Origin of the sequence: Pyrolobus fumarii 1A (assembly GCF_000223395.1) — an archaeon.
Lineage (GTDB): Archaea > Thermoproteota > Thermoprotei_A > Sulfolobales > Pyrodictiaceae > Pyrolobus > Pyrolobus fumarii.
The window spans coordinates 1,796,208-1,810,181 of sequence record NC_015931.1 but is presented as its reverse complement, the minus strand read 5'-3'; the positions used below and the strand labels follow the sequence as shown (position 1 = coordinate 1,810,181).

17 protein-coding genes are annotated in these 13,974 nt (G+C 54.6%); 10 read left to right on the top strand and 7 right to left on the bottom strand.

Translation table 11 applies throughout. From position 1 onward, the window contains the following. Positions 1–7: 7 nt before the first annotated feature. Positions 8–808, bottom strand: a complete 801-nt coding sequence (locus tag PYRFU_RS09550) for a mechanosensitive ion channel family protein (protein WP_014027472.1) — start codon at positions 806–808, stop codon at positions 8–10. Between the two features lie 20 nt (positions 809–828). After that, positions 829–1,488 (bottom strand): potassium channel family protein, encoded by a 660-nt coding sequence (locus PYRFU_RS09545; RefSeq protein ID WP_014027471.1) that lies wholly within the window; start codon positions 1,486–1,488, stop codon positions 829–831. A gap of 57 nt (positions 1,489–1,545) precedes the next feature. Between PYRFU_RS09545 and eno the strand changes: the two genes are divergently transcribed. The 6 genes from eno to moaC all read left to right on the top strand — a co-directional run bounded on the left by eno (position 1,546) and on the right by moaC (position 6,176). Further along, positions 1,546–2,895: a phosphopyruvate hydratase gene (eno, locus tag PYRFU_RS09540; protein WP_280097279.1), complete on the top strand. Its 1,350-nt coding sequence runs from the start codon at positions 1,546–1,548 to the stop codon at positions 2,893–2,895. Positions 2,896–2,903: 8 nt separating this feature from the next. Beyond that, positions 2,904–3,629: an endonuclease III domain-containing protein gene (locus PYRFU_RS09535; RefSeq protein ID WP_014027469.1), complete on the top strand. Its 726-nt coding sequence runs from the start codon at positions 2,904–2,906 to the stop codon at positions 3,627–3,629. Then, positions 3,532–4,140 (top strand): THUMP domain-containing protein, encoded by a 609-nt coding sequence (locus PYRFU_RS09530; protein WP_167827933.1) that lies wholly within the window; start codon positions 3,532–3,534, stop codon positions 4,138–4,140. Before PYRFU_RS09535 ends, PYRFU_RS09530 begins: the two co-directional genes overlap by 98 nt. 71 nt (positions 4,141–4,211) lie before the next feature. Further along, on the top strand, positions 4,212–5,468 hold the full coding sequence (locus PYRFU_RS09525) for an ORC1-type DNA replication protein (protein ID WP_014027468.1): 1,257 nt from the start codon (positions 4,212–4,214) through the stop codon (positions 5,466–5,468). After that, complete coding sequence (locus PYRFU_RS09520; protein WP_014027467.1) at positions 5,465–5,746, top strand: ArsR/SmtB family transcription factor; 282 nt, start codon at positions 5,465–5,467, stop codon at positions 5,744–5,746. Before PYRFU_RS09525 ends, PYRFU_RS09520 begins: the two co-directional genes overlap by 4 nt. After that, positions 5,739–6,176 (top strand): cyclic pyranopterin monophosphate synthase MoaC, encoded by a 438-nt coding sequence (moaC, locus tag PYRFU_RS09515; RefSeq protein WP_048192076.1) that lies wholly within the window; start codon positions 5,739–5,741, stop codon positions 6,174–6,176. The genes PYRFU_RS09520 and moaC overlap by 8 nt, the downstream gene beginning before the upstream one ends. On the opposite strand, the gene PYRFU_RS09510 is transcribed toward moaC, so the two are convergent. Further along, on the bottom strand, positions 6,173–6,550 hold the full coding sequence (locus PYRFU_RS09510) for a hypothetical protein (protein ID WP_014027465.1): 378 nt from the start codon (positions 6,548–6,550) through the stop codon (positions 6,173–6,175). The two genes, moaC and PYRFU_RS09510, sit on opposite strands and share 4 nt — an antisense overlap. A gap of 105 nt (positions 6,551–6,655) precedes the next feature. Here PYRFU_RS09510 and PYRFU_RS09505 point away from each other — a divergent pair, with 105 nt between their 5' ends. Genes PYRFU_RS09505 through PYRFU_RS09495 form a run of 3 tightly spaced genes read left to right on the top strand, consistent with a single transcriptional unit; the run spans position 6,656 to position 7,848 of the window. Beyond that, entirely contained in the window at positions 6,656–7,297 is a 642-nt protein-coding gene (locus PYRFU_RS09505) for a Brix domain-containing protein (protein ID WP_014027464.1), read from the top strand. Beyond that, positions 7,275–7,550, top strand: coding sequence for a KEOPS complex subunit Pcc1 (locus PYRFU_RS09500; protein WP_014027463.1), 276 nt, complete (start codon positions 7,275–7,277; stop codon positions 7,548–7,550). Before PYRFU_RS09505 ends, PYRFU_RS09500 begins: the two co-directional genes overlap by 23 nt. Beyond that, a complete protein-coding gene (locus PYRFU_RS09495) occupies positions 7,525–7,848 on the top strand; it encodes a hypothetical protein (RefSeq protein ID WP_014027462.1) in 324 nt (107 codons plus the stop codon). The genes PYRFU_RS09500 and PYRFU_RS09495 overlap by 26 nt, the downstream gene beginning before the upstream one ends. 173 nt (positions 7,849–8,021) lie before the next feature. Here the strand turns inward: PYRFU_RS09495 and PYRFU_RS09490 are convergent, their stop codons facing one another. The 4 genes from PYRFU_RS09490 to PYRFU_RS09475 all read right to left on the bottom strand — a co-directional run bounded on the left by PYRFU_RS09490 (position 8,022) and on the right by PYRFU_RS09475 (position 13,062). Beyond that, a complete protein-coding gene (locus PYRFU_RS09490; RefSeq protein WP_167827932.1) occupies positions 8,022–8,840 on the bottom strand; it encodes an FkbM family methyltransferase in 819 nt (272 codons plus the stop codon). After that, a complete protein-coding gene (locus tag PYRFU_RS09485; RefSeq protein ID WP_014027460.1) occupies positions 8,830–10,968 on the bottom strand; it encodes a helicase HerA domain-containing protein in 2,139 nt (712 codons plus the stop codon). Before PYRFU_RS09485 ends, PYRFU_RS09490 begins: the two co-directional genes overlap by 11 nt. Then, positions 10,961–12,271, bottom strand: a complete 1,311-nt coding sequence (locus PYRFU_RS09480; protein ID WP_014027459.1) for a DNA double-strand break repair nuclease NurA — start codon at positions 12,269–12,271, stop codon at positions 10,961–10,963. Before PYRFU_RS09480 ends, PYRFU_RS09485 begins: the two co-directional genes overlap by 8 nt. Positions 12,272–12,372: 101 nt before the next feature. After that, positions 12,373–13,062, bottom strand: coding sequence for a DUF432 domain-containing protein (locus PYRFU_RS09475; protein WP_048192070.1), 690 nt, complete (start codon positions 13,060–13,062; stop codon positions 12,373–12,375). Between the two features lie 45 nt (positions 13,063–13,107). On the opposite strand from PYRFU_RS09475, the gene PYRFU_RS09470 reads away from it, so the two are divergent. Further along, a complete protein-coding gene (locus PYRFU_RS09470) occupies positions 13,108–13,965 on the top strand; it encodes a hypothetical protein (RefSeq protein ID WP_014027457.1) in 858 nt (285 codons plus the stop codon). Positions 13,966–13,974: the final 9 nt, after the last annotated feature.

Sequence of the window (13,974 nt, the reverse complement as noted above, 5' to 3'; positions counted from 1 at the left end):
CGCGGGCTCACCTTCTACAAGCCAGCCACTCCAGGCTTCTTATACGAACATCCGGGTTGTAATCGGCGAGCGACGTTATAATCCTGGAGACGAGGCCGGCCAGCATCTTGGCGCTAGCCGCGACCATGTATACGGTCACGCGGTAGACTGCTGTGTCACCCTCCAGAGCCTCTAGCGCGACGCTGGCCTCTAGACCTCTTATTGCTGCGCGGTACTCGCTTAACGTGCGTCTGAGTGTGTTGCTCACAGCTTCTAGTCTCTCGGTTGTATCGCTTGCATCGCGGCCTCGTATACCATGCAGTTTCACCTCGAGTTCGACAACGCTCCTATCCATGGGCTCCTTTCTCACGATATGCTCTAGAAGTAGCTTGTTTGGTATGGTGATGTACTCGCCGCGTCCAGTGCGCAATATGGTTGAGAACAGTGAGACGGAGTGTACTGTTCCTCTCACACCGTTCTCGAGGATAATCATCTCGCCGGGTGCAACAATATGCTCTGTCATTATCACGTAGTATGCATAGATGTTGGTGAGTATCGGTATAGCTGGTGCTATGCTAGCTAATCCAAGCGCTATCGCCGCGTACAGCGCCTCATGCGCGCCCGTGAGAGTGTAGAGTGCGATAAGCGCCGCTATACAATAGGCGACTAGAGCCGCAAGGCTATGCAAGCGTGACAATAAAGTCCTTGATAATATGTTGCGCTCCACGAGGCGCCCTAGCCTGCTCTTCATGAAGTGTAGTATGAGGGCGGCTATGGCGAAAGGTATCAGGGCTATAAACACGCGGAGCACATCAGTATGGAGCTGCAAAGTGCTCACCACTTGGCGGGCTAACGGAACGCCTGGATAAACTCCTGCACCACATCCCTACGTACAAGTGCAATTACAACATAGTTTGGGTGTAAACGCTCCACCTCCATAGGGTCTAGCATATTCTCGCCATCGAAGACGGCCAGTATCCTAGACTCGCGGGGCAAATCCAACTCGTCTAGGCTCTTGCCGACGCTAGTATCGGTCTCTGATATCGATAACGACACGAGTACATAGTTGCCCGTAAACACGGGCACCAGGTTTATTGCTGTGTACTTCCCCTCGATGATAGACGCCATTAGCTTTGCTGTCACGAGGGGCTCTGTTATCACGTACTCGACGCCTATCTTCTCCATGAGCTTTGCAACTAGGGGGCTACGCACTCTCGCTATTATCCTCTTAACGCCATAATCCCTTGCGAGCGTTGCCACGAAGAGATTAACCTCGTCGCGATCGGTTGCAGCGACCACTACATCTATGCTTGACAAGTCTATCTCTTCATAGAGGCTCGGGTCTGTAGCGTCTCCCTGTACGACGTGTATGTCGGCCTCTATAGACTCTCTAAGATTCTGGCATTTCGCCGGATCCTTATCCACGACAATCACGTCGTTGTCATGTAGTGCGAGTATCCGTGCTAGGTGCGAGCCAACTTGTCCTGCGCCTATCACGAGAATTCTCAACGCATCTTCCCTTCAGCTTGACTGGCATCCGGGGTTTTAGCGGGGTAGCTTCGGGGTGTGCGGGGGGCAGCGAGCGTGTTTAGCGACGAGGCTTTCCGTATCATTGATGTGCGTGGTAGGATGATACTAGACTCGAGGGGCGATCCAACAGTAGAGGCGGAGGTTGTCACTGAGGGTGGCGGTGTTGGCCGGGCTGCTGCGCCAGCCGGGGCTAGCAGGGGTAGGCACGAGGCGGTGGAGCTTAGGGATGAGGGTAGGGCGTGGGCAGGGCGTGGTGTAGAGCGTGCAGTCAATGTGATAAATTCTGTCATAGCGCCTGCTCTCATAGGCCTAGACTCTAGGAAGCAACGTGAGATAGACGCGCTCCTATGCAAGCTTGATGGTACACACGAGAAGAGGATACTTGGTGGCAATAGCATAGTTGCTGTGTCGTTAGCCGTGGCTAAGGCTGCTGCTGCGACTGCCGGGCTGCCGCTCTACAGGTACCTAGGGGGGCCGGGCGCTTATGTGATGCCAGTCCCGCTCCTCAACATTATAAATGGCGGTGCGCATGCTGGCAACGAGCTTAGCTTCCAGGAGTTCATGATAGTGCCGGTGGGTGCCGATTCCTTCCGCGAGGCCATGAGAATAGCTGTTGAGGTCTACAAGGCTCTCCGGCGCCTCCTTATCGAGAAGTATGGTAAGATGGCGGTTAACGTTGGTGATGAGGGTGGTTTTGCGCCGCCGATGAGGGAGAATAGGGAGGCTTTGAGCGCGCTGGTAGATGCTACTAAGAGGGCGGGGTATGAGCCAGGAGTGGATGTTGTGTATGCACTTGATGTTGCAGCTTCTCAGTTCTACAATGAGGAGCGTGGCGTGTACATAGTTGATGGGAAGGAGCTTGATAGGGAGAAGATGATAGAGTATCTGGTATCGATTCTTGATGAGTTCCCTGTGCGTAGTGTCGAGGATCCGCTCTATGAGGAGGACTTCGAGGGCTTTGCTGTGTTCACCAGGGAGGCTTCCAAGAGAGGGGTTCTCGTGGTAGGCGACGACCTGTACACTACTAACCCTGAGAGGCTTGAGAGAGGGATAAGGGTTGGTGCGACGACGGCAGTGCTGGTAAAGGTTAACCAGATAGGTACGCTGACGGAGGCTCTAGAGGTTGTCAATATGGCTCATCGTGCGGGTATGAGGGCTATAATCAGTCACAGGAGTGGCGAGACAGAGGACACGACTATAGCACATCTGGCGGTCGGGCTTGGCACGGGCCTCATTAAGACGGGTGCTCCGGCTCGTGGCGAGAGAACAGCAAAGTACAATGAGCTTCTAAGAATCGAGGAGGAGCTTGGAGGCGAGGCGTTCTACCCTGGAGAGACGGTGCTGAGGCCAGGCGAGCCTCTGCGATATCCTAGCCTACTAGGGTGAATGGCTGATTGTCCCTCTGTAGCTGGCAGGTAATATATGAGAAGCTTCGTAGTTCCCTTCCCAGGCCCTCCCCGGAGAGATTTGTAGCCCTATACGCCAAGGAGCGTGGCGCAAGTCTCTTCGCGTTGATTGTGGGTGTCGTCCTTAGCCAGAATACAAACGACCGTAATGCTATCGAAGCATTTCGAAGACTTGCTGAGGCTCTTGGTGGTGTGGTTACACCCGAGGCTGTGCTGAGAACGCCTCGGGACCGTCTAGAGGAGGCGGTGAAGCCGGCAGGCATGTACAGGAGGAGGGTTGAGACCATACTGGGTATTGCTAGGTTCTTTGTTGAAAACCCGTGGGTCGAAAAGAGCCTATGCAAGATGGGTATAGAGAACGCTCGTAAACTGTTGCTCGGTCTGCGCGGCGTCGGTCCAAAGACCGTTGATGTCGTGCTCATGAACTATTGTGGTTTTCCGGTTTTCCCCGTGGATACGCACATCTCGAGGATATTGGAGAGGTGGGGTGTCAGAGGCGGCTACGAGGAAAAGAGGAAATGGGGAGAGATCTTCTTCCCGCCAGAAGTCAGGCGTGAGATGCACATGCTGCTTATAGAGCTTGGTAGGCGGTATTGTAGGCCGGGGCGCCCGAGGTGTGACGAGTGTCCCGTTCGAGAATGTTGCCCCTATACGGGGCAGGTGGAGATGGGTAGAGGGAGGAAGGCCGCTAGTACTGATAGCAACGGCGAGTAAAGGGCGGGGAACTAAGCTCGAAACAGAGCTTGGTGATGTACTCTATGAGCTGGATCCAGGCCTAGTGTCGCGTAGATCTAGAAGCTACCCAGATGTGATCTTAGTCTTCTCCTTGGTTAATCCATTCATCCTGTTGAGGAGGCTTATGCATTGGCCGCCAGCCTACGCGCAGCGTGTGGTGCCAGTAGAGTATCACGTTGAGCCTGAACCTGGCAGTATCGTCGAGGGGTTGGAGGTGCTTTCGGCCAAACTGGGGAGTGGTGCTGTTGTATGGGTTGAGGTGGATGTGCGTGGATCTTCACGTCTATCGTCGCAACTAGAGAAAGTGATTGTTGAGTGGCTCTCTGCTCGTGGGTTCAGAGTATCGAGACGGGGTGCTCAGCATGTTGTGAAGCTAGAGTGTGTACCTGGTGAAGGTTGCGGTCTTAGCATCATACCTTGGCGCTGTGACCGCGTAGAAGAGTGGTGGAAGAGAGGTACTACCGAGCGTTGTGTAGCTAATTACGGTTAGCATACGGGAAATCACATCTAGGGATACTGTCGCTCGCGGAGTGAACCTGGGTACAGGGGTAGACCGGAAGTATGCCGGAGGGAGGCACTACACGAGACATTATAGAATCTGTGCTCGAGAAGCCAAGTGTGTTCAAAAGTAGAGAGAAGCTCGACCCAGACTATGTGCCCGAGAAGCTCCCACACCGTGAACAGCAGCTGAAACAGCTTGCAATGTATTTCAGGGGTATAATCACTGACCCCGGTAGCACATCTCATCGTGCTCTCATAGTCGGGCCGATCGGTGTCGGCAAGACAGCTAGTGCTAGAAGATTCACAATGGATTTTGCCGAGATAGCGAGGAAGAGGGGTCTCACCCTACGCATGGTGTACATCAACTGTCATGCTGTTCGAACTCTATACTCGGTCGTCACGAGCATCGCGTCGCAGCTAGAGATACCTATGCCGACTCGAGGCTACTCTGCGCGTGAAGTGTTTGAGAGGGTTCTCGAGAAGCTAGAAGAGAGGGACGAGCATGCTATAATTATCCTTGACGAGTTCGACTATTTTATAGAGACTAGCGGGAACGACGCAGTATACTTCCTCGTGAGGGTGTATGACGAGTACCCAATGTTCAAGAGGAGAATGCACTACATCTTCATAATGAGGGATCTAAAACACCTCAACATGTTGAATCCCGCCACTGTCAACTATCTGCTCAAGAACGTTGTGACATTCCAACCCTACACGGTTGCCCAGCTCTATGACATTCTACAATATCGTGCAGAGCTATCCTTCTACCCGGGAACAGTTGGTGACGAGGTGATACGCTATATAGCAGAGCTGACTGGTATCGATGGGCATGGCGAGGGTAACGCAAGGCAAGCACTCCAGATATTGACGCTTGCAGGCGAATACGCGGATAACGAAGGCTCGGATAGAATAACTATCGAGCATGTGAGGAAAGCGCACGCACTAGTCAACCCACATGCAGTTAGGATTCAGGACATAATCCTCGAGGGTAGCTTAACTCTGCACCAGCTGCTACTCCTCCTCGCGATAATAAGAGTGTTGAGGAGCAAGGAGACAGAGCCGTATGCGAAAATGGGAGAGGTAGAGCAGGAGTACCGCGCGGTTTGTGAGGAATTTGGTGAGAAGCCCCGTGGCCACACGCAAGTCTATGAGTACATTCGTGACCTGAAGCTGAAGGGCGTTATTGATGCTAAGCCATCGGGTAAGGGCGTGAGGGGCCGTACGACGCTCATAGGGTTGAGTGCAGCGCCTCTGGATATCCTCGAGAAGACCGTGATAGATGCTATTCGTAAGTTTAAGGCGGGCGATGTGCCTTGAGCCTCGAGGAGATACTGGGCAGCCCTGGTAGGATACGCATACTCCGCGTGCTCCTCAACCACGGGGAGGTCAACATAACGAGGCTTGTGCGCGAAACGGGTATGCACTACCGGCTTGTCAATAGGCACCTGGAGGTTCTAAAAAAGCATGGTGTTATAGTTGAGAAGCGATATGGGCGTGCGCGCATCATCACGTTGAATCGGGATAACCCTTTGACTAGGCTTCTAGCTGAGATTTTCGAGAGGCTGGGGGAACGTGAGCAAGGTCCACATGGTTGATGTGACGCACAAGCCGGTCGTATACCGCGAAGCTATAGCAGAGGGTGCGATACGTCTGCGTCCCGAGACGATACGGGCTATACGAGAGGGGCGTATAGAGAAGGGTGATGTGCTCACAACTGCTGCGATAGCCGGTATTCTAGCTGCTAAGAAGACGTGGGACCTCATACCATTGTGCCATCCGTTGCCGTTGACGCATGTTGATGTCAAATGTGAGGTTAGTGGGGAGGATAGGGTGGTGTGCAGGGCAAAGGTAGTTACATCTGCGAAGACTGGTGTCGAGATGGAGGCGCTTACAGCGGTATCCATAGCTCTGCTCACAGTATGGGATATGACGAAGAAGCTAGAGAAGGACGAGGAAGGCCAGTATCCCTACACGCGTATCGAGTACATACGCGTTGTGTCTAAAAAGAAGGGTGGAGAAGCTTAGGTGGTTTCAGCCTCGGCTCTCTCCTCGGCAGTGCCTACATCCTCGCGCCTGCTCTCAATGGCAGACTCTCTGGCTGTGATTGTAGTTTCAACCTTCTTTATCGCTAGCAGCCTCCTTGGGTTGTAGCCATGCTCCTCTAGCAGCTTCTCTATCTCGTCGCGCAGCTTGCGAATGGTTTCATCGTCGACCTCTTTGAAGACATCGAAGTCGGTTATCGGGAAACGGCGCTGAGGCGTCAGGAAGCTGTTTAGGCGTATCAGTGTCTCGCCGCCAAACGTTATCTTCAGCAGCTCCATGAGATCCTCTAGGAAATCGGCCTTCCACCTCCTACCAACCATCCTGATCCTAGTAACGGTAACCCTGGTCTCGGACACGCTCTGCCACACCCCCTACAGCTGATAGTAGGGCATAGCCGCCTGGTATATCCGGGTTTAGCCTAAGGGTGATGTCGGTAGGGGTAGCACCGGAGGGGTGCATAGATGAGCGCTGCGGGCAGAGCGAGGATAATAGTTACTACCTCGCATAGACCCACACAGAGAGTACGAAGCTTTGCTAAAGACCTAGCCTCGGTATTACCAGAGGCTGTCAAGATAAACCGTGGCAAGGCAACGCTCCAAGACCTCTACTATGAGGCTTACAACTATGGAGCCGAGCGAGTAGTGATAATCGGTGTGAAGAAGGGTAACCCTGGAGTTATACGAGTGTATAAGCCAGGCGCGCTACCCGAGGAAGGCCTACAACTCATGGCAACGATATCGCTTCGTGGTGTACGTCTGCGACGTGAGACTCCCGGTGCACAGAGGATATTCGGCGTTAAGAAACTCGGGATAGATGCGCGTAGAGTTAACAGCGAAGAAGCTGCTCGAGTAGTAGACGTGGTGCTGAAATCGTTTCTAGGTAAACTTGTACTTCATGGTGAAGACGAGTGGGAGAAGTACGACGTGATAGGCTTGATGGAGGAGAAGGGTGGTATCGTCGAGTTAACCTTCCTCTGCCCCCATACACGCAGAGTCTGTGGCCCAACACTAAGAATATCGGCTGTTACAGACGCAGAGGCAAAGGTACACGTCTATCTAGAGAAACGTGAGGTGTTGCGCTATGCGGCCACGGGCAAGGATTGAAGTAGAGGTGTGCGACGAGACGAAGACAAAAGCCCTCTATGAGGCGCTCCTTGTCGAGGCTAGTAATCCGCCGGACCCAACCCGTGGCGAAATGCGTGTTGAGAAGAGGGAAACGAGGATAATAATCGATGTGGATGCGAGAGATTATTCCTCTGCACGTGCCTTGCTTAATGCTAGTTTAACGCTCCTGGCGACGCTGTGGGACACGTTGCGAGAGGTGGATGCTAGTGTGCAAAAAGAGAATAGAAGTTGATGTGTGTATCGAGGGTATAGGCTGTAGACGTGTACAAGCGGAGCTGCACCCTAAGGGATGTATGCACGCTACGCGTACGCACCTCGACATACCCATAGTAGAGGGTCTCGAAATGCTAGCAGAGCTGGGTAAGAAGAGAGGCCTACACCTTGACTACACAATAGTGGGCGATTGCCTGGTGTTAGAGACAAGCGGGCTACCAGCAACGAAGATATGTAGCAAGGAAATCCCCAAACCAGCTACACGACGTGTACTTCTACGTGTCTTGAGGCCGGGTCGCATCTACATCGGCCTATAGGGGGCTCAGACTACGGGGCGTTATCCTCACACATCAGCCAACCGTGACTCTTCACAGCCCCGCGTCCCAGGCACCGTACAAACCGGGGAATATCAACTCAGCAACGCGTCCAGAGCATTGCCAGGGGTGCCAGGAGGACTAATAAGCCGCGTCTAGCCCTCTATGAGGCCTCCTTACGTATGCCTCCTCCATGCGAACAACATAACCTGGCTTGGCGAGCCAATATCCACGACCCTAACGCTAAACCCTCTTGATTCCAACAGGTTAGCCACCGCGTCCACATTAACCACCCAGGGATGAACCTCGATAACAAGCCGTTGAACGACATCCTCCCACCCTCTCACAGCCAGGATGTCCGCCTCAGCACCCTCAACGTCAACCTTGAGTAGATCAACGCGTGACAGTCCATGCTCTCGTAGAAGCTCGGGCAAAGTAACTGTGGAGACCCTCTTCTCGCTACACACGTCACCATGCCGCTCGACATACTCGCGATAGAAGCTACTAGTGGCCGGATAACACGAGACGGCTAATACCCGCCGCTCTGTACTAGACCACAAAGCACGCGGGTCTATACGCACCCTATCCATAAACCCGTTGAGCACCACATTCTCCTCTATGAAGACGCGGTTGCGCTGCAAAGGCTCAATAGCAATAACCAACCCGTTGCTGCCCACACGTTTAGCCGCAAAGAGGGTATAGAAGCCAAGATACGCACCAGCATCAACTACAACCCAGCCGGGACGAGGCTCAAACCCGTCTACACGTAGATAGTCACGAAGACAATAAACATGCAATAGATTAGCCCAAGCCTCGGGAGTATCACTGCAAGGCATGATTACGTGTAAACCATCAACCTTTACCTCTACAACACCCTCCCCGCTCAAGCTACACTCGATGAGTTTATCCACATCATCGTCGCTTAGACAGTTGGAACTTAGGCTGGTCAACTCCTCGACATACTCAAGCAGCTCCCGGTCTGAGTCAGAGCTCATCAATGATGCTCGTGTCTCCGGCGCTCGGCACAACACTAACCACCATGCCATCCACTATCGCTTGCACCACAACAGCAACCATATGGGGGCATATAGCGTCCTCCCTCTCAGTGCTGTCAGCGCCACAATCGCACTTTCTAACACCGCCCCCAAGCCCAACCTCAACATCAAATCCTGCGGCCTGCCCGTATACCTTCACGTCGCGAGGATCAAACCTGTACACGCGTACCCTGCTGCTCGCTACTAGTTTCAAACCGCGCATGTAGACGTTACGTGGTATATCGACCCCTAGAAGACCCGAAAGCGCATCCAGAACTCTGTCTGGCTCCACGGGATACCCCATTAGGTCGCTCAGCTTCTCGGCTAGACGCTCCTCAATCCTACGGATGACGCTAGCCTCTGACACGCTTCTGCCCCAGGCCTCAACAAGGCTAATGTCGGTGCCTGCGTAGTCGAGAACCCTCTCCCTCACCCTCACCATCATCGAGATCGGCGCAACCGGCCCGACGATGATAGCCTCACCAGGGTTAAGCCCCGGAAGATTCTCGAAGAGCTCCTGGCTAAGCTGTTCGCTAGCATCCCTCACAGCCTGCTGATCTCGCGGATTCACTATGCGCAGAATGATCTGGCTCTGAGCCTGGCTGAGCACATCTGGGTCTATTCTACTCGGCCTCTGTGTTATCACAGCCATGAACGCGCCGAACTTCCTACCCTCACTGGCTATCATCACCGCGACGGGGAGAGTACGCGTATTACCCTGCGAAGGTATGAACCTGTGCGCCTCCTCAACTATGATAAGCACGGGGTAGCGATACTGTTCACCTGGGAGACCCCTAACAGCCCTCATACGAGCTTCAAAGACACGCCGCATAATGCTCGAGGCTATATGGTCTTGGACGGGAAGCGGTAACCCAGCCAGATTGACCACGGTCACAACGCCAGGCATCAATAGCTCCTCAAGAGGCACTGTTGACGTCGAGTATATCCCTATGTCCTCGAGCATCGAGATGTATCTCAACGCGGCTAACGCTGGCTCTGGGCTCCTAGCTAGTGTCGAGAAGAGTTGTTGCAAAGCCTGGTTGAACGTGGAGTCCCTTGTAAGCTCCTGCCTTAGCCTGTCAACAGCTTCTCTCGGCAACCTCATAGTATCGCGTATCTCGCGGAGAAGCTCATTGGTGAAGTTCGTCGCAAAGAGGTTATACTTGTACTCTGTGCCGCCGCTCCTCGTCTTGGTGTCAGAGAGTGCTCTCAACGTGAGAGAGATTACCTCCTTTATCCACGGTAAGCCACCAAGACGCTTATCCACGTGTTTCGCGAGAATTTCACTAAGCGTCTTAGCCTGTATGATCACATTGCGTATCCTTGAAGCGTTGGAGGGTACCCCTGCAAGGTTGGCAAGTTCACTACCATCAAGATCGAGGACGTCTACACGATAGAGAGTGTCGCCCTCCTGATCCTTGTGGCCCTTTACTACACGTATCCTTCCGCAGAACTCGCGCGCCTTCCTACACGCGCTCCTCTGCATAGCAACGTACTCGCCGTGAGGATCCAGCACTATCAACGTCGCATTTTTCCTCAAGAGCTCCTCTATGAGCACCACGCTAGTCCATGTCTTGCCAGCGCCAGTAGCCGCAATGATGGCAAGGTGGCGTTTCAGACCCTCAATGTCGAGGTATGCGGGTACACTAGGCCTGGATATTAGGTAGCCTATGTGGAGCCTCCTGGGCTCCTCGACGGCATAGAACTCCTCTAAGAGCTTGTCTGGCGCCCGGTAGACCCATGAGCCTACGGGAGGCGCGCTCCGAGGGCGGAGTATCCTACCCTGCCACCTATACCCGAGTATCTTTGCAGCGGCACGCGGAGTGTCAAGGTCAAGGGGCAGTGTATATTCTCGCACGACGGGCCAAGGATGGTCCGGGCTAAGCCCCAGACTAGCCCTCTCGATGCTATAGACCTGTGCTACCACCTTGACTGTTACAGGCTCGTCGCTACCGGGGGGCTCCTCCCGCATCTCAACGACTACGTAGTCGTAGAGCTTAACTGGTCTTGAGGGATCAAACGTGAATATGAAATAGTCGGGTTTCGCGACCCCCGTAATCCTCCCTATAGGTTGGCCCAAGTCAGACAATGCCTGTCACCCCCACGCTAACCCTACGAGCAAGCCTGAGCCTCACGCCGCGTGCACGTGCCAGGCTATCAAGCAGCTTCGCGTATAGCGCTAGGTGCTCGCCCCTCATTGTTGCGGCCTCGTGCGCCGCGACGAGCCAGCGGTTGTAGAAGCGTGGCCCAGCATACCCGGCCACGAGTACGCGCAACACTTCCTCTTCATCGTCGTTGAGAGGCTCTAGGCTTCTACCCTCGCTTGCAAGCCTAGAGGAGCCTGGCGTCTCGACTAGCAGCAGATCGTCGCCCGGCGCGAGTCTAACATACATCATGCGTGCAGCTGGGAGCATCTGGTATGCCCTCACAGCGTCGTCCCGAAGCCCTCTACAATTCTCAGCCTCACGCCCCCCAATGTACTCATCCACGCGGTCACATAGTTTGTCGACACTCTTCTCGATATCCGAGCCGTAGAGGCCACCAAGAGCAAGTTCGAGTGCGAGCGTGTGGCCAACAGCGGCTCCAACGAAATCGTCTATGAAGAGTGTATCCCGGTACCCTATGTCCAGTATCATGTCTATCAGTGATTGTAGACGCGGGGGTACACGCTTACGCCATGCGAGGAGCTCCTCGCGTATCCTACCTAGAGGGTAGCTCCTCGCCCCCCTCTCGGCCAACACGCTAAGGTCGAGTAGGTTGAGCCTCTCTGCCTCCTTTGATAGCAGGTCGAGGAGAACAGCCTCCTTGAAGCTACGATAGCCAGAGTCTTTCGAGACATATGCTATTCTAACGCCATGCTCAAGTGCAACCTGGAACAGCTTAGAGAGCACCACTAGCAATTCGAGACTCGCGAGGCCCGTGTAGAGCGAAGCCAGGCTAACATGCCCGTAGGCGGCCCTCCTAATAGACGAGAGCGCCGCGGAGACCACAGCACGGTAACTACCATCCATTAGAATCGTGGCCTCGTCGCGCGGCAGCCTCTCTAGAGCGCGGAGTGCCGCCCGGTGCTCAACTATAGACCGTAGCGCGTCTAGTATCCTCGTGTCGCGCGCCGGCACAAGCTTAACGTCAACGACTTTCACAGGATCGCCAGGCGGGTTGAACACGGCCATCGCACGCGCAATGTACAGGGCAGAGCCTCCGACGAGAGGCTCAAACCCGCCGCCGCCATCGATGGCCGCGAGAGGTGGCGAATCGCTCGAAGGCTCGGGGAGCCTAGCAACCCACCAGTCCGTCGGTACCTCCGGCACTTGCCGCTCCTCGTTTCTCAGCTCGCTTAGCAGCCGGTCTATCACGGCAGCATACGCGTCAATGAACCAGTCGCCCTTCAACAGGTACCACCGTGGCGGGGAGACCCGGTATGCTCGGGATGGGCATGTATTACCATATTTGCGTGGCCGGAGCCACTCGAAGCATATGAAACGGTAGTACGCTAGAACCCGTAGAGCATCAAGAACTTCTGCCTCTGCCTCTCGAATATTGGTGCGCGCAAAAGCTGCGGGGCGAGTCTACACTCCTGCGCCTCTAACCTTCCAGGCTGAACAGACCCCACGTCATCAACCGCGTTGACGAATATGCTGTTAGCGTAGACGAGGCTACCATTGTAGCAGAGGCTTAACATGTAAGCAGGAAAGACGATACGCTCTATCCTCACAGGCTTACCTCCACTATTGCGCACGACTATACGCATAGAGGCGCACGGTGCTCTACACTCGCCAAGCTTAACGAACCTTGTTATTACGCCCTTGTCCACATTACCATACAACGCGTACTTCACGCGGTATGTCGGTATAGCATCTACCACCAGCGAGCCCATCACCACAACGATATCAACGGGTATGCTCGTCTCTATGCTCGCCTCACTACCCGGCGACACTACAAGAGGCTCTGGCAACCGGAGCATGATGATATTGGAGACGCGCGGCTCAGCCATTACCGGTGGCGCCGGTACAACCTCAAGCTTGTCACCCGCAACCCTAACCCGGCGGATGTCTCCACCACACTCCCTCTCATACACATTGAAGCCACCATCGCGGTACATGCGTAGGTTGCAGCCACCCACGCGCCTCTCTACACCAGCCCTCAGGTCGCCGAAACCCTCCTGGACCATCAGCGCCCTCAACTCCTATTGCCCCTCGCACACAGAGAGCCGCATGGTGGTATTTGCGTGTGGAGGGTTAGAATCGAGTACGGGAGAAGCTCCTGGCTAGAGGCAAGGCCCGGCGCGGTCACCCTATCCACGAAGTTCGATACTTTGCTGACACCCTATGCCATCCTCCACAGCCTCTCGAGGATACTATTCGAGGAGGCTGGTAAAGCCGAGGAGGGCAAGAGGGGCGACCACATAGCAGGCGTCATAGGAGGCAAGGGGTTCGAGAGACGGCTCTTCAGGCTGATAGCAGGGCACCGTGTCAGTATAGACGAGTCGTTCCTCGTGGACCTGGGGTGGCTTAAACTAGAGGTGAGGGAAGACCGTCTAAGCTTTGATGTCGACCGTGAGGTTGCAGAGGATGCTCTCGCCCCGCTCGGTAGCATAGGCTGGCCTCGCGGTGTACCATGGCCAGCCTTCTTGCCAAAGACGCGTGTGGGCGACATACGGGGCTTCATACACACCTACTGCGAGACGCCATGGTTGCGCGATATGGTCGAGGCGAGGACCATGATAGGCCTGGGTAACGTCAACGAAGGGCTAGTGAAGAAGCTAGAGGAGCTAATCGAGTGCCACGTGGAGCTATCATCGTGGGGTATACTCCTACGGAAACCCAAGAGCATGGAGCTTTGCGGGCTAAAGCCAGTGATATTCGCGGTGTTCCCGCTCATTCACTACGCCAGGAACATGCCATACAACCTCATGCTGATGATTGAGGATCCCGGCCTTCACGCGAACACAGAGATGCTCGATGCCATCACAGACGTCCTTGCAGCGATGGCCGAGAAGGGGGCCGCAGTAGTCCTGCACGGTGAGGCGGCAGAACGTATACACCGCGAGCTACGCGCACGAGGGATACCGCACATCCTGGCCTAGCGGCCCGGC

Excerpts from the sequence above, each read along its gene's own strand:
- PYRFU_RS09525 (WP_014027468.1), top strand. The coding sequence starts at position 4,212 with ATGCCGGAGGGAGGCACTACACGAGACATTATAGAATCTGTGCTCGAG.
- moaC (WP_048192076.1), top strand. The coding sequence starts at position 5,739 with ATGGTTGATGTGACGCACAAGCCGGTCGTATACCGCGAAGCTATAGCA.
- PYRFU_RS09505 (WP_014027464.1), top strand. The coding sequence starts at position 6,656 with ATGAGCGCTGCGGGCAGAGCGAGGATAATAGTTACTACCTCGCATAGA.
- PYRFU_RS09500 (WP_014027463.1), top strand. The coding sequence starts at position 7,275 with ATGCGGCCACGGGCAAGGATTGAAGTAGAGGTGTGCGACGAGACGAAG.
- PYRFU_RS09490 (WP_167827932.1), bottom strand. The coding sequence starts at position 8,840 with ATGAGCTCTGACTCAGACCGGGAGCTGCTTGAGTATGTCGAGGAGTTG.